General features: G+C 57.7%; 16 protein-coding genes. 7 read left to right on the top strand and 9 right to left on the bottom strand.

Annotated features, from left to right (window positions below):
- Positions 1-3: 3 nt before the first annotated feature.
- From HMPREF2804_RS09010 to dapD, 3 genes are all read right to left on the bottom strand, one after another.
- A complete protein-coding gene (locus tag HMPREF2804_RS09010) occupies positions 4-765 on the bottom strand; it encodes an amino acid ABC transporter ATP-binding protein (RefSeq protein WP_004005123.1) in 762 nt (253 codons plus the stop codon).
- A gap of 348 nt (positions 766-1,113) precedes the next feature.
- Positions 1,114-2,127, bottom strand: a complete 1,014-nt coding sequence (galE, locus tag HMPREF2804_RS09005; protein WP_037231082.1) for a UDP-glucose 4-epimerase GalE — start codon at positions 2,125-2,127, stop codon at positions 1,114-1,116.
- Positions 2,128-2,459: 332 nt separating this feature from the next.
- Positions 2,460-3,434: a 2,3,4,5-tetrahydropyridine-2,6-dicarboxylate N-succinyltransferase gene (dapD, locus tag HMPREF2804_RS09000; RefSeq protein WP_013397486.1), complete on the bottom strand. Its 975-nt coding sequence runs from the start codon at positions 3,432-3,434 to the stop codon at positions 2,460-2,462.
- A 107-nt stretch (positions 3,435-3,541) separates the two neighbouring features.
- On the opposite strand from dapD, the gene dapE reads away from it, so the two are divergent.
- From dapE to HMPREF2804_RS08975, 5 genes are all read left to right on the top strand, one after another.
- A complete protein-coding gene (gene dapE / locus HMPREF2804_RS08995) occupies positions 3,542-4,675 on the top strand; it encodes a succinyl-diaminopimelate desuccinylase (RefSeq protein ID WP_070627989.1) in 1,134 nt (377 codons plus the stop codon).
- 254 nt (positions 4,676-4,929) lie between these two features.
- On the top strand, positions 4,930-5,151 hold the full coding sequence (locus tag HMPREF2804_RS08990) for a hypothetical protein (RefSeq protein WP_070450482.1): 222 nt from the start codon (positions 4,930-4,932) through the stop codon (positions 5,149-5,151).
- Positions 5,148-6,650 carry a hypothetical protein gene (locus HMPREF2804_RS08985; RefSeq protein WP_070627987.1) on the top strand — a complete coding sequence of 501 codons (1,503 nt, stop codon included), beginning with the start codon at positions 5,148-5,150 and terminating at the stop codon, positions 6,648-6,650. The genes HMPREF2804_RS08990 and HMPREF2804_RS08985 overlap by 4 nt, the downstream gene beginning before the upstream one ends.
- Before the next feature lie 154 nt (positions 6,651-6,804).
- Entirely contained in the window at positions 6,805-7,176 is a 372-nt protein-coding gene (locus tag HMPREF2804_RS08980) for a twin-arginine translocase TatA/TatE family subunit (RefSeq protein WP_004005117.1), read from the top strand.
- A 164-nt stretch (positions 7,177-7,340) separates the two neighbouring features.
- Positions 7,341-8,819, top strand: coding sequence for a hypothetical protein (locus HMPREF2804_RS08975; RefSeq protein ID WP_070627985.1), 1,479 nt, complete (start codon positions 7,341-7,343; stop codon positions 8,817-8,819).
- A gap of 165 nt (positions 8,820-8,984) precedes the next feature.
- On the opposite strand, the gene HMPREF2804_RS08970 is transcribed toward HMPREF2804_RS08975, so the two are convergent.
- The 3 genes from HMPREF2804_RS08970 to HMPREF2804_RS08960 form a co-directional block, all read right to left on the bottom strand.
- Positions 8,985-10,241: a P-loop NTPase gene (locus HMPREF2804_RS08970; RefSeq protein ID WP_070627983.1), complete on the bottom strand. Its 1,257-nt coding sequence runs from the start codon at positions 10,239-10,241 to the stop codon at positions 8,985-8,987.
- Between the two features lie 183 nt (positions 10,242-10,424).
- The gene (locus HMPREF2804_RS08965; protein WP_070627981.1) at positions 10,425-11,228 is read right to left on the bottom strand and encodes a DUF1003 domain-containing protein; all 804 of its coding nucleotides are present in this window, start codon (positions 11,226-11,228) and stop codon (positions 10,425-10,427) included.
- The gene (locus HMPREF2804_RS08960) at positions 11,221-12,549 is read right to left on the bottom strand and encodes a magnesium transporter MgtE N-terminal domain-containing protein (protein ID WP_004005110.1); all 1,329 of its coding nucleotides are present in this window, start codon (positions 12,547-12,549) and stop codon (positions 11,221-11,223) included. Before HMPREF2804_RS08960 ends, HMPREF2804_RS08965 begins: the two co-directional genes overlap by 8 nt.
- Positions 12,550-12,733: 184 nt before the next feature.
- On the opposite strand from HMPREF2804_RS08960, the gene HMPREF2804_RS08955 reads away from it, so the two are divergent.
- Entirely contained in the window at positions 12,734-13,741 is a 1,008-nt protein-coding gene (locus HMPREF2804_RS08955; protein WP_070627979.1) for a hypothetical protein, read from the top strand.
- Between the two features lie 94 nt (positions 13,742-13,835).
- Here HMPREF2804_RS08955 and HMPREF2804_RS08950 read toward each other — a convergent pair whose 3' ends face one another.
- On the bottom strand, positions 13,836-15,365 hold the full coding sequence (locus HMPREF2804_RS08950; RefSeq protein ID WP_070627977.1) for an aminopeptidase P family protein: 1,530 nt from the start codon (positions 15,363-15,365) through the stop codon (positions 13,836-13,838).
- 126 nt (positions 15,366-15,491) lie between these two features.
- Here HMPREF2804_RS08950 and HMPREF2804_RS08945 point away from each other — a divergent pair, with 126 nt between their 5' ends.
- Entirely contained in the window at positions 15,492-16,355 is an 864-nt protein-coding gene (locus HMPREF2804_RS08945) for a PHP domain-containing protein (protein WP_070627974.1), read from the top strand.
- 114 nt (positions 16,356-16,469) lie between these two features.
- Here the strand turns inward: HMPREF2804_RS08945 and HMPREF2804_RS08940 are convergent, their stop codons facing one another.
- Both HMPREF2804_RS08940 and HMPREF2804_RS08935 read right to left on the bottom strand, forming a co-directional pair.
- Complete coding sequence (locus HMPREF2804_RS08940) at positions 16,470-17,678, bottom strand: DNA-methyltransferase (RefSeq protein WP_048754214.1); 1,209 nt, start codon at positions 17,676-17,678, stop codon at positions 16,470-16,472.
- A 40-nt stretch (positions 17,679-17,718) separates the two neighbouring features.
- On the bottom strand, positions 17,719-19,464 hold the full coding sequence (locus HMPREF2804_RS08935; protein WP_048754184.1) for a DEAD/DEAH box helicase: 1,746 nt from the start codon (positions 19,462-19,464) through the stop codon (positions 17,719-17,721).
- Positions 19,465-19,593: the final 129 nt, after the last annotated feature.

Genomic DNA, 19,593 nt, shown 5'->3' with positions numbered 1-19,593 from the left:
CCCCTAGTGGTCGATGATCTTAGAGAGGAAGTCGCGGGCGCGCTCGCTCTTGGGTTTGGTGAAGAATTCATCCGGAGTGGCTTCTTCAACAATCTCGCCGTCCGCCAAGAAGACGATGCGGTCGGCGGCTTTACGGGCGAACCCCATCTCGTGGGTTACGACGATCATGGTCATGCCGTCGCGGGCGAGGGAGACCATGGTATCGAGCACTTCGTTCACCATCTCGGGGTCGAGTGCACTGGTGGGCTCGTCAAAAAGCATGACCTTGGGCTTCATCGCGAGAGCGCGGGCGATGGCGACGCGCTGCTGCTGACCGCCCGAAAGCTGGGCTGGCATTTTCTCGGCTTGGGAATCTACCCCGACCTTGGCGAGAAGTTCCATAGCTTCGGCTTCGGCCTGCTCTTTGGAGAGCTTGCGGATGCGGCGCGGGCCTAGCGTCACGTTATCAAGGATGGTTTTGTGCGCAAAGAGGTTGAAGGACTGGAATACCATACCCACTTCTGCGCGCAGCTTGGCGAGCTCGCGGCCTTCTTTGGGCAGTTCTTTTCCGTCGATATGTATAGAGCCAGAGGAAGTAGTTTCGAGGCGGTTGATGGTTCGGCAGAGGGTTGATTTGCCGGAACCGGAAGGGCCGAGAAGGATAATAACTTCGCCTTTATTGACCGCTAAATTGATGTTCTTGAGCACGTGGTTGGTGCCGTAATATTTATTGACCTCGTTGAGCTCTACGAGTGGTTTTTCTGCGGGTGCAGATGCCTGTGTCACGGTGATAACCCTTTCATGTGAGATGCATCTATGACGTGGGTTTCATAAAACGAATGAGATTCTAGCTTACGTCAGGTTTGTAACGGGTATGTAACAGCTGCCGGGTTTTCTGTAAAAATTATTGAAAAATTTATCTTCTGTGCATAGTTATAGTTTTGGTGACTCGAAATGGAAGCCATATAAAAGCAATAAATACCATGTAAATATATGAAACTCACGCAATACTATATGTTGTTTTTATTGTACTTCAGGTGTACTTACGTAGAGTTAAAAATATAAAGGCCGGGTGCCTTATGCATAAGTTTGCATAATGCACCCGGCTTAGGAACCTCTCAGTGAGGCAGTTGGCTAGGCGTCGTATCCATTCGGGTTATTTTTCTGCCAGTTCCAGTGATCGCGCACCATAGTGTCAATATCTCGGGATGCGCTCCACCCCAGATCAGCCAGTGCCGAGGAAGGATCGGCATAGGAAACGGCAACATCACCGGGGCGGCGTGCCACGATCTTGTAGGGCAACTCTTTACCGCAGGCTTTCTCGAAGGCATGCAGTACCTCAAGCACCGAGTAGCCGTTCCCGGTACCCAGGTTCCAGGTGTGCAGACCGCCGTGCTCGCTAATGTAATCCAGCGCCTTAAGGTGACCATCGGCAAGATCGACGACGTGAATGTAATCGCGCACACCGGTGCCATCGACGGTGGGGTAGTCGTTGCCGAACACGTTCAGATGCTCGCGGCGGCCGACTGCAACCTGAGCGATAAATGGCACCAAGTTGTTGGGAATACCCGAAGGATCCTCACCGATACGCCCGGATTCATGCGCACCCACGGGGTTGAAGTAGCGCAGCAGAGCGATATTCCAGCGGTCATCGGAAGCTGCCAAGTCTACGAGCATGTCTTCGATATGCTCCTTGGTGCGGCCGTAGCATGACTGTGCATCCATATTCAGCTTCTCAATGAGCGGCATGGATTCGGGCTCACCGTACACGGTTGCGGACGATGAAAACACGATAGAACGGCAGTCTGCGGCATCCATGGCGTAGAGCAGGTTCAGGGTACCGGCGACATTTGTCTGGTAGTACCACAGCGGCTTCTCGGCGGATTCACCCACGGCCTTCAATCCTGCGAAGTGGATAACCGCATCTGGGCGGATTTCGAGGAAGAGCTTCTTCATACCCTCAAAATCCAGCAGATCAACCTTATGGAACTCGGGTGCGCGACCGGCGAGCTCGGCAACACGCTGTAGCGAAGTTTCGGAGGAATTAGACAGGTTATCCATGACGACAACCTCGTGTCCGGCATTGAGGAGTTCAAGAACGGTGTGGGAACCAATGTAACCGGCGCCACCGGTGACGAGAACCTTCATCATTGTCCTTTCGCGGAAGGCGCGAGGCTTTGCCCGTGCTTCCTCATGGTGTGTGGGTGAGTGCTCACCCCGTGATAACGTCGCTTAATATAGTAGCCCGCCTTGGATGCGCCCGGCGGGTTTTCTGAGACCTGTGCGACTGTGTTGTGTATGTCTTAACGGTATGCTGACCTGGAGGTTCTTCGCGTATCTCACGTTTGAAAACCATCTGTATCACTTAGCCCTGATCCGAGTGATTTTTGTGAATACTTTTTATGCCGAAAAGCCGCCCACCGGTCGAATATATGAGACCAATAGGCGACTTTTCGTGTGAAAAATTTAGGGGAGCGGCATTAGTTCAGGTGCAGCGCATCGTTGAGTTCCACGGTGTTCTTGGCACGCGGCAGAACCTCGATTGCACCCGAGACCGAATTGCGGCGGAACAGCAGGTTTGAGACCCCCGAAAGCTCGGCGGCCTTGACCACGCGCGGTTCCTCGCCCGGAATAAGCACGCTCACGCGCGAACCGGCGGTCACATACAGACCGGCTTCCACCACACAGTCGTCGCCGAGCGCGATGCCGATACCCGACTCCGCACCCAGCAGGGAACGTTCACCAATCGAGACGCGCTGCGTGCCGCCGCCGGAGAGCGTGCCCATGGTAGAAGCACCGCCGCCCACATCGGAGCCGTCGCCCACCACAACGCCCTGGGAAATACGCCCCTCAACCATCGATGTACCCAAGGTGCCCGCATTGAAATTCACGAAACCCTCGTGCATGACCGTGGTGCCGGGGCTCAGATGCGCACCCAGACGCAGGCGGTCGCCGTCGCCCACACGCACCCCGGCGGGAACCACATAATCCACCAGGCGCGGGAACTTATCGATATGGCTCACGCTCAGGTGCCCGAGCTTACGAAGCCCCAGCGCAAGTTTCTGAAACTCGCTGGCGAGCACCGGCCCGTGATTCGTCCATGCCACGTTTGCCAGTTTGCCGAACAGTCCGTCCAGATTGATGCTGTTCGGGCGTACCAGCGTATGCGAAAGTAAGTGCAGGCGCAGGTAAGCATCGACCGCATCCTCGGGGGCCTCATCCAGGTTGATGGAGGCAGTGCGCACCTCAGTACGGGCGTTACGTTCGGGGTGGTCGGCGACGAGCGCATCCAGCTCATCGGCGAGAGAAAGGTCGGGGGTCTGGGTTAGCGCGGGAGCGGGGAACCAGGCATCGAGTACGGTTCCAGCCTCATTCCCGGCGGCCACGACATTCACCAGCGCGACGCCGGAAGCATAACGGGATTCGGAAGATAGGTTTTCAGACATGCCCACCATTATAGATGCGCTATCGGTCGCCGTATAGGGAAAACGCGCGGCCTCCCACGGGTTGAAATGCTAGGGTTGAACACGAAGACTATTGCGCAACCACGGAAGACCCCTTGATGACCACTTCGCTTGATCTGAACGTTTCGATGCCCGAACTCACCCGCACGCTCCTTGATATTTATTCGGTCTCCGGGGAAGAAAAAACTATTGCAGACGCCGTTTATGAGGCTCTCAGTGCATATCCGCATCTGCATCTCACCCGCGATGGTGACGCTATGATAGCCCGTACCGAATTTGGCCCCCGCAATGGTGAGGAACGCACGCGCATTCTGCTGGCTGGTCACCTGGATACCGTACCTCTGCCCACGGTTGCGGGATCGCTCGGAACCGTACCCGCAAGCATCGTTGAAGATAACGGGGACTGGATTCTCTATGGGCGCGGTGCCACCGATATGAAGGGCGGCGTCGCGGTGCAGCTCAAATTGGCGGCAGAACTGGGTGAGCACGATACCGACTACAACCTCACCTACGTGTTCTACGACCATGAGGAAGTCGCCAGCGAACTTTCCGGCATGGCGCGGCTCATTCGCAACCACGGTGAGCTTCTGACCGACGCTGATTTTGGTGTTCTCTTGGAACCCACCGACGGCACTATTGAGGGCGGATGCAACGGTACGATGCGCTTCTACCTGCGTACCGCCGGGCTCGCGGCGCACTCCGGGCGTGCCTGGAAGGGTGAAAACGCGATCCACAAGCTCGCTGGGGCGCTGCGTGTTCTGGAAGATTACGAACCGCAAACCTACGAGGTTGAGGGGCTTGCGTACCGTGAAGGACTCAATGCCGTGCAGGTTTCCGGGGGAGTCGCCGGGAACGTTATTCCCGATGCTGCCGCCCTGCACATTAACTACCGGTTTGCCCCGAATAAGACCCTGGATGAGGCAAAAGCGCACGTTACTGAGCTTTTCGACGGCTATGAACTCGACTTCGTAGACCTTTCTCCGGCGGCGCGGCCCGGATTAGATACCCCGCTGGCGGCATCACTTATCGCGGCTGTCGGGCAGGAACCCAAACCCAAATACGGGTGGACAGACGTGGCACGGCTCAGTGAGATCGGTATTCCCGCGGTGAATTTTGGTCCCGGCGATGCGCTCCTCGCTCACACCGACAATGAGCACGTGAGCTTCAGCACGCTTACCCGCTGCTATACCGATCTGCTTTTTTGGCTGCATACCGAAGTCGACGAAGACTAGCCGATAAACCCTGCACCGATGCAAATACGCGCTTTAATATCTGTGCCAGACGGGCAGGTAGGCTAGACTGAACAGATAGAGTAAATCTATGAGCCGCGATGCGCCGCTCACCCGCTGGATGCGTTATTGTATGCAGGCAACGGCGATCAGCAGCTACTTTGGGTACGCCTTAAGGAACGTGCGTGTTTTCTAGGGCAGGCGTATCTAAGGGCTCATAGGACCCGTGAACCGAACCTGAACCGAAAAGGTATCCCATGAACATCCTGATCACGCTTCTGGCGGTGGTGGTTCTGATCCTCACCCTGCTGGGAACTTTTGGTCTTACCAGCCAGCGACTATACCCCGGCAAGAAGTTAGCGGCCTATATCGCTCGGGATGGACTAGACGTGTTTGCGGGTAAAACGGCACCTCGGGAGTCCGTAAGCGACGAAAGCACCTTGACCTCATCACCGGTTCTACCTCAACATTCCCGATGAACAATCCCTCTGATAAAACTCCCCAGCAGCACACCACCGTGCCCTCTATTCCCTGGAGCTCAGCGAACAAACCGGCGTCACAGACTAAGCCTGCCAGCGCATCCAGCCGAGATGAGGATAAAAACCCCTCGAAAACCTCTACCCTCAATGCCGATATCACATGGTTGTATATAGCATCGGGGGAGCGTTTGCGCCGCATGGGCGATGCCTTTCTAAGACTTCCCGCTTGGCTGCAAGTCATGCTCGTTTACGCTTTCAGCCGCGTCTGGGGATTCATTATTTTTTCTGTGGTTGGCAACCAACAGCTGCTTGGTCCCTGGGGTCAGCATCTGGGGTACCTTCCCTTCATTAGCACCTGGGATTCCAGCTGGTACGGGCAGATAGCGCAATCCGGGTACCCGAGTAAGCTGCCCTATGATTCCACCGGAGCGGTGGCGCAAAATCCCTGGGCATTTTACCCACTATTCCCCCTGATCGCTGGCGGTATTAACCGGATCACAGGGATCGGTTACTATCCGGTAGCGGCTACCGTGGCACTCTTGGCTGGGTTCGCTGCCGCATGGGTTATCTACCTGCTCTTCACCACGAGCCTGAATATTGTGGGTTACCGAGACCAATCGCATGGCGAAAATGTATCTGAGGCAGCGTCGAGCACCGAAGACCCGAAGGATGTAAAAACCTCACGGCACAATCTGGCGCTCTGGGCGGTTGCGGCGGTAGCGTTTCTGCCGGTTGCCCCGGTGCTGCAAGTGCCCTATGCCGAATCCTTAAACCTCGTATTCCTCGTTTGGGCTCTGCTGTTGATGATGCGCAAGCAGTATCTGCTCATGATGCCCGTCGCGCTCCTGGCATGCTTGTCTCGCCCGGTTGGGGTGCCCTTGGGTGCCACCGCCGGGCTATGGTGGTTCGCTTGCCTGATTACAGAGGCTAAGGCACAGCAGCAGCGCCGTCAGCGTGGCGAAGACCAAGAAAGGTTCGAGAGCGTTTTCTTACGCAGCCTGCCGCAGCTCGGCAGTGCCCTTTTCATCTGCTTCTGCGCGCTCATCTGGCCAATCTATGCCTGGCAAATAACCGGTCGTATTGATGCTTACACCGCCACCGAAACCGCCTGGCGCCAGGGCGATCTTGCACCCGTGGCACCCTGGATTTCTCAGGGTATAGCATACTTCGGGTACTTCACGATCCTCCTGTTCCCGCTCCTGATCGTGGGGTATGCAGCCTTTCTGGCAAGCCCGCTCGTGAAACGGGTTCTCGCAAGTCCCATCATCCTCTGGTGCGCATGTTATGGCGCCTATCTACTGATTTTCCTCAACCCACAGTCTTCAACTTTCCGGCTGCTTCTACCCCTCTTTCCACTCATGCTTCCCATCGTGGCGATATCCTCTTCGCGGGCCTACCGGTGGCTGCTGATTGGGTCCGGGGCCCTTCTGCAGCTTGTCTGGGTGGGCTGGCTGTGGCATTGGAAGCAACTACCGGGCGGCGGGGACTACCCGCCCTAAGCCGAACGGTATACCCAGGCGCATCCCGGCGAGACTCTTCGGCGGGATGCGCATCACATATAGACGATAAAACCGTGTAGCTCAGTGCGAAACACCTCATAAAAGCCTTCGTGGCAATTCCCGTCGCACTCAAGATGCTGGTACTCTATATCTTGTGTTTGGTATTAGTGGCACTGAGTTCGTCGTCTTAGCCGTTCTCACGTTCTTCGTGATCGGCCCCGAACGCATGCCCGAATACGTGCGCCAAATCAAGGAACTCATCAAAACAGTTCGTCGAATGGCCTTCGACGCCCGAGACGAGTTTAAAGATACGCTGGGGGATGCAACACTCAACGAAATCAACTGGCGTCAGTATGATCCCCGTCAGTATGACCCCCGCGTTATTGTGCGCGAAGCCTTCGCGGAAGACGATGCAGAACGGGCACGTGAAGCTAAAGAACGTTCCGAAGCGAACAAGCCCGCAGCATCAAATCTAAACCGGCTGCCGCGCGGTGCCTACGCTCCCTACGATACGGAAGCGACCTAAACAAGGCTTAGATTCTATGGAAGATCCCCTAGCCCTACGGCAGGGGATTTACTATGTGCGAAGCTCTAGCGGCAGTCACATAGATAAAGCCTTGAGAAACATAAATCTTCAGCAAAAACATCACCTAACTTCCGAAACACCGCACCGCCCAGGAGAATACGCCGATGAGCGAAAGCCTTGATAGCCCCACGTATGGTGAGGCGGAAAAACCACGGGACCCCATTTCACCGCTAAACCCGCGCAGGGCAGAACGTTTTAATCCCACTCGTTTTACCTTACATACCGGCGGCCTCTCCTTTTTCGACTCCCTCGGTACTTCCGCGACTGCTGCTCTGCGCCGGGTGGCGCATCGTTTTGCTGCGTTACCAGCCTGGGCTCAGGTGCTGAGTATTTGGGCACCCAGCCGCCTATGGGGTTTTATCGTTTTCTGGATCGTCGGTATGCAGCAGGTTGCCGGTCAGCAGAAAAAGGGCGACGGCCATGTGCCCACCCTTCTTGAATATTTAGGGTGGTGGGACGCCGAATGGTACGAACGGATTTACAAGAACGGATACCCCATCCAACTACCCGTATACGATAACGGAGTTGTTGGGCATAATACGTGGGCTTTCCTTCCTGCACAACCTACTATTGCGGGGTTCATAGCCGATACCACGGGTATTCCTTTTGCCCTCAGCACCGTGATGCTCAGCGTAGTGGTGAGCTTTGCCCTCGCATGGGTCATCTATCTGCTCTTCGTGGGGTGCCTCAACTGGCGTGAGCACGGAGTATTCGAGATTCGTGCGAGCCAGGAATCACCGCATCGTTCCCTGGCGCTATGGTCGGTTGCTGCCTATGGCTTTTGCGGGCCAGCGGTTATTTTTGGAACCGGGTATGCGGAGTCTCTGACCATTTTCGCGATCGCCCTGTTTATCCTACTTTTGGCATATGACCGGTACCTTTGGGCTATACCGGTGGCCTTCCTCGCCACGCAGTCCCGACCCGTCGGCGTGCCCCTCGGAGCGCTCGCGGGTATATGGTGGCTGTATTGTGTGGTCTCTGAATACCGTGTTCGCCGCGCGACTGATGGGCCTTCGGCCCTCAGCACCGGGCAAGCCTTGATGAGTGCGTTCGCGGCACGATCCCTGCACCTTATCAGTGCCTTGATCGTGTGTTTCTTCGCGCTGGGGCATGCGCTTCACGCAGCAATTGCGACTGGGCGAATAGACGCTTATCTTGCCACTGAAATAGGCTGGAGCGGGCGTACCGTCGATGACGGGCAGCACTATGTGGTGCAATGGGTTACCAACCTGAATACCTATTTGCCGCAGTGGAACATGTGGGCTGTTGCCCTGCTGGTTGCCGTAGGGTTCTTCGCTTATTTTTGCTGGATTTTTTCGCGTAGCACCCGTTCTCTGCTGCATCCCGTCATGCTGATCTGGTGTGCTGCCTATATGGTTTATCTGGGGGTCTTCTGGCTTCCGCAGACCTCAACATTCCGTATTCTGCTGCCTCTTTTCCCACTTGCGCTCGTGCTCATAAACTATGGAAAAGACTCAAGGGCGTACCGCTGGCTTTTGGTGTTCTTCGGGCTTGTTTTACAGCTGATATGGGTAGGTTGGCTGTGGCATAGTCACGGTCCGGGGGACTTGAATATACCCTAATGATTGTGCCCTTTGAGCGTTCGGGTGGGTGGTCCCCGGGATGCTCTTGTCCTAAACCCTGAGGCGTTCGGTTGCGCATAAGTATGCTGGGCATCGAGAATACGAATCTCGATGCCCAGCATACTTATATTCTTGTGAGCTCTTCTGCGAGCTATCCGAGAAACTCTATACGATTAGCGACAGCGGCTTGCCCGCCAGGGAATCCTTGCGGTGCAAGAGTTGTGCAGCAATATTCTTAATTTCTACAGAAGTTGCTGACTCCGGGTGGCCCCACACCACGGGTATACCCTCATCACCGCCGGTACGCAGGGCAACATCAAGAGGAACCGAACCGAGCAGCGGCACCGGATAGTCCAGCGCCTCGGTCAGACGTTTTGCCAGATGCTCGCCGCCGCCTGAACCGAACATCTCTAACACAGTACCGTCGGGTAGAGTCATCGCCGCCATATTCTCGATCACGCCCACCACCTTTTGCTGTGTCTGCAGGCTGAGGGTACCGGCACGTTCGGCGACATCCACCGCCGCATGCTGCGGGGTGGAGACCAGAATCAACTCGGCGTTGGGAAGCAGCTGTGCCATTGAGATCGCAATATCGCCGGTACCCGGGGGAAGATCAAGCAGCAGAACATCGAGCGCGCCAAAGTGAACGTCAAGAATGAACTGTTCAAGCGCCCGGTGCAGCATCGGCCCGCGCCAGGCGACGGGCTGATTATCCTTGAGAAACATGCCAATTGAAATAACTTTCACAAAACCGCCGGATGCGCCAGTCGCCGACTCTTGCCCGCCCGTATCGTCTTTACCTCGTACCGAGGCGGGAATGTCTACGGTCGGGGGAATAATGAGGTCATCCAGTCGGGTGGGGGCTTCCGTAATGCCCATGAGTCCCGGGATCGAGAAGCCGTGCACATCCGCGTCGATAATGCCGACGGCAAGACCTCGCGAGGCAAATGCCGCCGCGAGATTTGCGGTCATGGAGGATTTTCCCACACCTCCCTTACCGGAAACCACCCCGAAGATGCGGGTGAGCGAACCGGGCACGGTAAAAGGATTGGTACGTTCGGGCTTGAGCCGGGATTTGAGGGCGCCGCGCTGTTCGGAGTTCATGGCACCAAGCTCAAGCTGCACGCGATCGATGCCGGTGACGGCAGCAGCCGCCTCGCGCACTTGGGCGTCGATTGTGTTCTTGAGCGGGCAACCCTCAATGGTCAGCAGAACTTTCACCTGGGCATAACGCCGCTGCGGGTCGTCTTCTTCGGCGAGAACCCGGGCATATTCCACCATGCCAAGTTCGGTGATAGGACGGCGCAGCTCGGGGTCTTCCACGCGCGCGAGCGCCGCCCAGAGCGCATCCTCCAGGGGATTATCGGGCGCCGGTTCGTTCTCGCGGGAACGATCGTGCGGTGTGGCGTTAGGGCTACTCATGGTATCTCCTCAGCGCGTTCATAAGAGGGTATGTATCGTCGCGGTGACGATGCCGCACCGGGCGATAAAAACACCGCCGCTTAGATGGTTGGCTGCGGTGCTACTATCATGCGCGTTTGCGCATTATTTGTCTAGGCTGGTGTTCTGCGAGCTTAAGAGCTTAACCGGGCTGCGGAACACACTTTAGGATGTGGGTCGTTCGCCTTTATGCGCCGTTGATGCCTTGGCGTTGGGAGAGTCTTCAATAGCGGTGGCGTGCTTCTCAGTTTCGGGGTCAGCCTCGGTGTTTTCTTCCCCGTCCAAGTCTTCAAGCTCTTCGATATCGTCGCCAATATCCTGCAGCTGTTCGGCTTGGCGTTCCTGCTCCTCTTGAATAGATTTCAGCTCTTCCAAAATATCCCGAAGCTCGCTGCGCACGAAGTCGCGGGTGGCAACCTCGCGCAGGGCGATGCGCAGCGAAGCGATCTCGCGCGTCAAATACTGTGTCTCTTCAAGGTTTTGCTGATCGCGTTTGCGGTCTTCGGAGGCGACCACGCGGTCGCGGTCATCCTGCCGGTTCTGCGCCAACAGCAGCAGGGGAGCGGCGTAGGATGCCTGCAATGAGAGCATCAGGGTGAGCAGAGTGAAGTTGAGGCTTCGCGGGTCGAACTGCAGCTCTTCGGGGGCGAGCGTATTCCAGCCCAGCCACACGCCACAGAAGACGGTCATCCACAGCAGAAATTGAGGTGTACCCATGTACCGGGCGAACGCCTCAGTCATACGTCCGAAAGCGTCCGGGTTCGGGTTGTACGCAAAAAGCTTGTTCTTGCGCTCTGCCGGGGTGCTCAGTTGAGACTCAGCGCGGTTACCGCTCCTGCTGTTTTCCCGGGTGTCGCGGCTGCGTTCGGCGTATTTCTTTTCGAGACGGTCTTTGAGGATGCGCGCTTTATCGATCCTCGGATTTTCCTCGTGCTTCAGGTTTTCGTTGCGGCGGTTCTGATCAGACAAAGCGTCGCCCTACCTTTCGTACGGGGGTTCCGTCGTCGAATGTGCGCCAGTCTTCGGGCAGGAGCGCATCGAGTACGTCGTCAATCGTGACCGCACCGACCAGTCGGTGAGATTCGTTCACGATGGGGATAATGGTCAAGTCGTAGGCGGCGAGTACGCGCGCTAATTCCGCAAGACTTGCCTGGTCAGAGACCGGTTCGGTGTCTGTGTCTAGAATGTGGCCAATCGATTCGCTCGGCGGCACCCGCAAAAGCTGCTGCATATGCACCAGCCCCAAATATTTGCCGGTCGGCGTTTCGAGGGGCGGCCGGGCTACCAAGACTGCGGCGGCCATTGCGGGCGAGATTTCTTCGGCGCGGATATGTGCCAGCGCCTCGGCAACTGTGGCTTCGGGGGAGAGGATAATCGGTACCGGGTTCATGAGCGAACCGGCGGTGCCCTCGTCATATTCGAGCAGGCGGCGCACATCGTCTGCCTCATCCGGTTCCATGAGTTCCAGCAGCTTTTCACGCTGCACGTCGTCGAGCTCAATCAGCAGGTCGGCGGCGTCATCCGGTTCCATCTCTTCGAGCACCTGCGCGGCGCGTTCGTCTGCTAGGTAGGAAAGAATTTGTACCTGGTCCTCTTCGGGTAGCTCTTGAAGCACGTCCGCCAGGCGCTCATCCTGCAGTTCCGCCGCGATTTCGACCATGCGTTTATCGTTCATCTCATGGATCGCATCGGCAAGGTCGGCAGGTTTAGAATTTTCGTGGTTCGCCACGAACGCGGTCGCAGCCTGCGGCTCCAGCTCGGTGGAGAGCATCGCCTGGTCCCAGTCCACCACCAGGGTTTCTTTGGAGCGGCGGCGCCACCCGCTGGAACTACTCACGCGGGATACGAAAAGTTCGGTCACACCCCAATCACCGTTGCGGCGCTGTTCAATGGCGACGTCTTCAATGACGGCATCCCCGCTGCCGTCGAGCAGGCGCACACGGCGGTCGAAAAGTTCGCCCACAACCAGAGTCTCGGAGTTGCGCTGTTCAAAGCGGCGCAGATTCACGAGCCCGGTTGAAATAATCTGGGAGGCGTCGATGCTGCGCACACGAGTCATTGGCATGAAGACACGCTTTTTGCCGAGCACCTCAATAATGATGCCCACGACCACGGGTTCGCTGCCTTTGCGCAGGTGAGCACCAGCCGCCAGCGCCGCGCCAAAACCGCGCTTGAGTACGACCACATCACGCAGGCGACCGAGGCGGTCACCGAAGGGGTCGAAGACATCAAGACCGAGCAGGCGGGCGATATAAATTTTGCTGGGGGCGCTGAATTTAGTATTGCTCACTCTATCTAGGGTACGCTGTGAACCCCGAATACGCACTTCACCAGTGCTTTAGGCACGCTGCGAGTCATGACCGGTGTGGGGCTGCAGGCCCTAACCGATGCGCAAAATTTTTCTATGCGTAGGGAACTAAGCCCATCGCAAATATCCCGCCGCCTGCGAGTTCTCTCCCGGTAAAATATAGGGCATGACTCAGATGCCTCCCAATATGCCCCCATCTTCTTATTTAGCGTCTCGCCTGGCGCAGGCTAACGGACAGCTTATGCCTCAGGGCGAACCCGTGGCAGCCTTCAGCCGCCGTGAAGAAGCCTTTGCCGCTTTTGATGTGCTTGCCGCCGCAAACTACCCCATCACCGCGCTTTACCTGGTGAACGAAGGACTCAAACAGGTCGAATACCCCACCCAGCAGGGGTACGGCCGTCCGCTTCTGGTTGCTCTTATCCAGGGTATTCTTGCAGGTCTATTCTATTCGGCGCTGGTTTCCACCGCAGGCACGAACTTCTGGGCTGCCGCCTCGTCCGCCGTGCCGATTGCCGTTGCGGTCTTCGTGGTCTGGAAAATTTTTGAGCTTCGCCGGGGCGGTTCCGGTCGCTATCCGATGCGCGGTGAGGCAGTCCCGGAACGTACCATAGTCTACGCCCTGAGTGATTATTCTTCGGAGGCGCGGCGCATCCTCTCGGCAAACCCGCTGTTTCAGAAGGCGGTAGCTTCGGCATCCTCGGGAACGCCGAGTGCAGGTACCGGCTTGCCCCATGCCGCCAGCCCCTATGTCTCTTATACACCAACGTCTGCCGGTGAATCTTCGCAGGCTCCGAGCACCCCGTCGGCTGTGACGGATCAGCAAGGTGGCTACACCGAAAACCGCGATAGCGCTGCCAAGAACCCGAATCCCGAGCAAGCGGATGCGGGCGGACAACAGAGCAGTGCGGCACAGGAGATTCCGTGGCAAAGCCCAGCCGGTGGGGTCTCCCAAGCGCCACAGACCGCTGCATCACCGCCTGCCGCGCCGCAAACCCAGCCCGACGACTCTCCTGAGCAGTCTTCGTCCGCCGCCGACGCCCGCAATCACAAGTCTCAGGCACCAGCAGCACCGCGGTTCGGTCTGCGCATTGACGACCCGGAGGAATACGCCAAAACTATCCGGCAGGCCCCAACTCGTGAGACCCCCAAACCTAAAGGCGTCAAGGAAGACTAGCTTCCAACGCCACAGAGGCATCTGACACAACGAAAAAATCCCCGCAGCCAGGACAGTCCTGGCTGCGGGGACTTTCGTCTGCGAAACTAGGAGACTACTGGGCGAGCTTCGCCATCCACGCCTCAATCTCTTCAACCGTGCGGGGCAGTGCCGCTGAGAGGTTTACATTGCCGTCCTCGGTGCACAGCACGTCATCCTCCAAGCGAATACCGATACCGCGGTACTCCTCAGGAACAGACAAATCCTCATCCTTGAAATATAGTGCGGGTTCAATCGTGAAGACCATACCCGGCTCCAAAGTTGCGCCGGTGTACAGCTCCGCCTTCGCCTGCGCGCAGTCGTGCACATCCAAACCCAAATGGTGGCTGGTGCCGTGCGGCATCCACCGGCGATGCTGACCACCCTCAACCGTCAAAGAAACCTCAGCCGAAACGGGCAGCAGTCCCCACTCCTCTAGGCGGTGAGCCAGCACCTCCATCGCGGCATCGTGAATCTCATGGAACTTACGACCCGGCACAGCGACCTTGAACGCCGCATCCGCAGCATCCAGCACCGCGTTATAGACCTTCGCCTGAACCTCGGTAAACTTACCGTTCACCGGGAACGTGCGGGTTACATCGGCGGTGTACAGGGTATCGTCTTCAACACCGGCATCCAGCAGCAGCAGCTTGCCCTCATCCACGGTGCCGTTATTGCGAATCCAGTGCAGAATCGTCGCGTTATTCCCGCACGCCGCAATCGTGTCATAGCCCAGGTCGTTGCCGTCGGTACGTGCTACCGAGAAAAACGCTGTCTCCACCACGCGCTCACCACGATGATGTGCCACCGCCTTCGGAAGCTCACGCACGACCTCTTCGAAGCCCTTCACCGTCATATCAACCGAACGCTGCAGGTTCTCAACCTCGATTTCATCCTTAATCAGGCGGGCCTCAGAGAGCGCCACCGTCAGCTCGGAATCGAGCTTATCGGATTCCTCCAGCGCAACGCCCGTGTTGTACCGGGAGGTATCAACCAGCGCATCAATGGAAGGATCAACCTCACGCACTAGTCGGATACGCACCCCGCCCAACGCCTGAGCTCCGGCGTTCTTCGTAATCGCAACTTCAAGCTCCGAAAGGTCCTTCGTACGCACACCGTAACGCTCCGAAAACTCCTTGAGCGTGGGGCGCGGACCAACCCAGAACTCGCCGTAGCGCGCATCCGCATAAAACTGCGTGGTATCACGGCCAGCTAACGGGCGGAAATACAGGGTAACCTCATGGTTCGAGCCGTTATCGCCGGTGCCCTCATCTACGGGTTCAAAGACCAGCACGGCATCCGGCTCATGATCAACACCCAACCCGGTCTGGTGTGCAAACGCCGAATGCGGGCGGAAACGGTAATCGCAATCGTTCGAGCGAACCTTCAGTGGTCCAGCAGGCAGAACCAGACGCTCACCCGGGAACTTTTGGGAAATCTTCTTACGACGTTGCGCCGCAAAATCGGCGACGCGTTCGCGGGTATAGCCATCATCAGCAGCGGGCTCCCAGTTAGATGCGATGAACTCCTGAAAAGCTGATGCTTTGGGGGTATCGCGGTGATCTGTTGTTGGAGCTCCGGTGCTCTTCTTCGTATTTTCAGTCATAGTTGTATTCTATCCCACGCGCCGCGAGAAATCGCCGGTATACCGCCGCTATTTTCCGCGGGAAATCGCCTTGAGTGAGGCGCTATCGCGGGTGGGGCAGACGCGGGGTGCGTTAGAGTTAGAACTATGACCGAACGTTACGATCTGCATATTCACTCTGCAATTTCCGATGGTACTCAGCCGCTCACCGAATTAATTCCGCTTATTCGTAAGGCGGGACTGACAGGATTCGCGCTTACCGACCATGACACCGCGTGCGGATGGTCGCAGGCGGCCGAGCTGGCGGGGGAGTACGGGCTGGATTTTCTGCCCGGTGCCGAGTTTTCGTGCCGGTACACGTACTGCGATGAGCAGGGACGAGAGCGCACTAAGAGCGTGCATCTGCTGGCCTACGGGTATGACCCGCGATCCTCCGAGTTGGCGCGGCGGGTTGAGGAAATTCGGCGCTCGCGTGCGGGGCGGGCGCGGCGCATCGTTGAGCTGCTATCCGCCGACTACCCGCTCACCTGGGAACATGTGCAGGAACAGACGGGTGAAGAGAACGCATCGGTGGGGCGACCCCATATTGCAGATGCGCTCATCGCCGCCGGAATCGTCGCCAGCCGTGAGGAAGCGTTCGGTCGTATTCTCTATGCGGGCTCACCCTACTATGTGCCGCAAGAGAGCATGGACCCGCTGGAGGCGACCCGGCTGGTGCGCGCGGCGGGCGGCGTGCCGGTGGTGGCGCATCCGATGAGTGAAAATCGTGGTCCTGCGTTGCCGCTTGAGTACCTGGGGCAGATGGCAGATGCGGGCCTCGCCGGGGTGGAGGTATACCATCGCGAAAACTCTGAGCCGAACCGTGCGCGTCTGCTGGAATTTGCGCGCGATCGCGAGCTTTTGGTGACAGGTTCCAGCGACTATCACGGCGCGGGCAAACCAAACCAGCTGGGGGAGAATACCACTGCCCGCGAAACTGTTGAGGCGATCCGCGCCCAGATTCGCAGCTAAAGCTCGCCGCCGACAACTAAAGTAATCACTGTAACCCGTACACTTTGCCGCATATCGTACGGTTAAACCCTACGAAGATGCAGCAAAGTGTACGGCATACGCCGGGTCAGTCCGCTATGAAGACGCCGCCGTCTCCTTGACCTGCTTCCGCTTCTTCGTCAGCTCGTGGCGTTTGCGGTCTTTACGCAGTTTTTCGCGGGCCTGGATGCGCAGCTCGCGTTCCAAAATATCGGTCGAAGGATGCCGCACAAACTGGCTGTGCGCCCCGTCAATAGGCTTCACACGCTCCCGAATCTTCTCGCTCTGTTCCGCCAGTGCGCGCCGTGAGGCCGCCGTGAGCGCGTCCCGCGAGGTTCCCCCGCGCACGCCCACACTGCGCTGCGGTGTGAACAGCACCGCCGCACCGCGCGGCACACCCCGGTACGCGGCAAATGAGTGCTCCTCCACGTTCAGGCGTTTCGCCATGACCTCAATCGCGGGCGGGTTCTGATCCACGCACACGAACCTGCGCCCCAATGCCGCCGCAGCCGCACCGGTGGTACCGGAACCAGCGAAGAAATCCAGCACCCAGTCGCCCGGGCGTGATGAAGCAGCAATCATCCGCTTGAGCAGACCCAGCGGCTTTTGCGTGGGGTACCCGGTCTTTTCCTTACCCGTGGGCGAAACGATCGTATGCCACCACACATCGGTGGGGAGTTTTCCGCGTGCCGCTTTCTCTTCGGTCACCAGACCGGGTGCCATATAGGGTTCGCGGTCTACCGCATCCGCATTGAAATAGTATTCCTGCGGGTTCTTGACATACATCAAGATATTGTCGTGTTTAGTGGGCCAGCGCTTTGTCGATTTTGCGCCGTAGTCGTAGGCCCAAATAATCTCGTTGATAAAACAGTCGCGCCCAAAAATCATGTCGCACATAACTTTGGCGTAGTGAACTTCACGCCAATCGAGGTGCAGGTAGAGGGTGCCATCCTCTGTGAGCAGACGGTGAGCCTGCCTAATACGCGGCTCTAAGAACGCCCAGTAGTCCTCAAAAGCATCGTGATAACTCGCAAGGGTTTGCAGGGCACTCGTGTAGCTTTTGCCCTGAAATCCGGTACGATTACCGTTGCCTTTACCCTGTTCTTCGCCGTCTGCAGCGGGGGCGGTTTTGAGGGTACGCCGGGTCTGAGTTTTGCCGGTGTTAAACGGCGGATCAATGTAGATCACAGTGAACGAGGCACTTGGAAGCTCGCTCAGATACGCCAGATTATCGGCCTGAACCACCAGCGATGAACCATTCGGATCGAAAACTGGAACATCGCCGGTGCCCGACCGTTTGGGCACAGATGTATCGGCGGAGGATACTGCTTCGCTCACTCGCTATTTACTCCTCACCCGATGCGGTATCAGACTTTTTTCGACCCGCTTTCTTAGCTGCAGTCGAGTCTGCCTTGCCCTTATTCCCGGAACGGCGACGGCTGCGGCGCGACGAGCCTTGAGAATCTGTTTTCTCAACCGAGCTATCCTTGGCAGAGCCGGATTTCTTAGCCGATTTTTTCTCGGCGGATTTCTCCGCGGTTTTCTCGGTACGCGTCTCAACGGCTTCACCCTCAACGCGTCGGGTGCGGCGGCGCGGGCGGCGTTCACGTTTCGGCGCAGTATCCTTCGAGGGTGAATCCTCCCCGCGCTTTTCGGACTTTGCCTTGCGAGAACCGCTGCGGGAGCCGCGGGATTTAGAACCGCGCGAACCTGAACGCGAACCCCGAGAGGAACGGGAGCTACCCCGTGAAGAGCGCGATTCGCCATAATCATCAAGGTGCTCCGCATCCAAACCTTCGAGGGTCTGCTCGGAACGCGGCAGGCGACCCTTGGTGCCCGGCGGAATATCCAGGTCGTAGAACAGATGCTCAGAAGAAGAATAAGTTTCCACAGGATCGGAAACGCCCAGATCGAGCGCATCGTTAATGAGGCGCCACCGGGCAATATCCTCCCAATCCACGAAGGTTACGGCGGTACCCTCGTGGCCCGCACGACCGGTACGCCCGGTGCGGTGCAGATAGGTTTTCTCGTCTTCGGGCACGCGGTGGTTAATCACATGGGTCACGTCTTCCACATCAATACCGCGAGCCGCAACATCGGTCGCCACCAGAATATCCACCTTGCCGTTGCGGAAAGCACGCAAAGCCTGCTCGCGAGCGCCCTGGTTGAGGTCGCCGTGCAGGGGAGCGGCGGCGAATCCGCGCGCGATAAGCTCATCGGCAACGCGCGCGGCATCGCGCTTGGTCTTCGTAAAGATCACGGTGCGTCCGCGTCCATGAGCACGCAGGATGCGGCCGAGCATTTCGTCCTTATCCATATGGTGCACGCGGTAAACCACCTGACGAATCGAGGCCTTGGTCTTGGCGTGATCTTCCGGGTCTGCCGCGCTAATATGCATGGGCTTAGTCATGTATTTGCGCGCCATCGTGATCACCGGGCCGGGCATCGTCGCGGAGAACAGCATGGTCTGGCGGTCGGTGGGTAGGTACCCCATAATTTTTTCGACGGAAGGCAAAAAGCCTAGGTCAAGCATCTCATCGGCCTCATCCAACACCACCGTCTTAACCTGGGTGAGGGTGAGCGCACCATGCTGGTACAGGTCGATCAGGCGCCCGGGAGTGCCGACCACAACTTCCAGCCCCTTGGTGAGCTGCTCAACCTGAGGCTCGTAGGGAACACCGCCGTACAGGGTTGCCACGCGGGCGTTGCGCAGTTTAGAGGCTACCGCTAAATCGTTACCCACCTGAATTGCAAGCTCGCGGGTGGGTACCAAGATAAGTGCCTGAGGCGCCCCCGGCTTCTGCAGTGAACCCCACTGATCGTCGTCACGGCCCACCACACGCTGAATCGTGGGGAGACCGAACCCGAGGGTTTTACCGGTACCGGTTTTTGCCTGCCCAATAATGTCATGCCCGGCGAGTGCGACCGGCAGGGTCATTTCCTGGATGGGGAAGGGGCTCACAATGCCCACAGCGGCGAGTGCATCGCTAATATCTTGGCGAACCCCAAAATCGGCAAAGGACTTGGGGGAAGACTGTGGTGTTGAGGAAGGCTGGGCCTCATCGGTCGTCGCGTTTTGAGCGTCGGTCATCTCATATCTTCCTGCCCTGATCGGGCGGTTTGCGCCGCACCCGTACCTGTGCGTGAGTGTGCACAGGTGTTATGCCGTGTAGCTGCCCGAGTACTGCGGGGAGCACGGTGTATTCACAACGCCGGGCTG

Source organism: Rothia sp. HMSC065G12, assembly GCF_001811455.1.
GTDB lineage: Bacteria > Actinomycetota > Actinomycetes > Actinomycetales > Micrococcaceae > Rothia > Rothia dentocariosa.
This window is presented reverse-complemented; position numbering and strand designations above follow the sequence as displayed.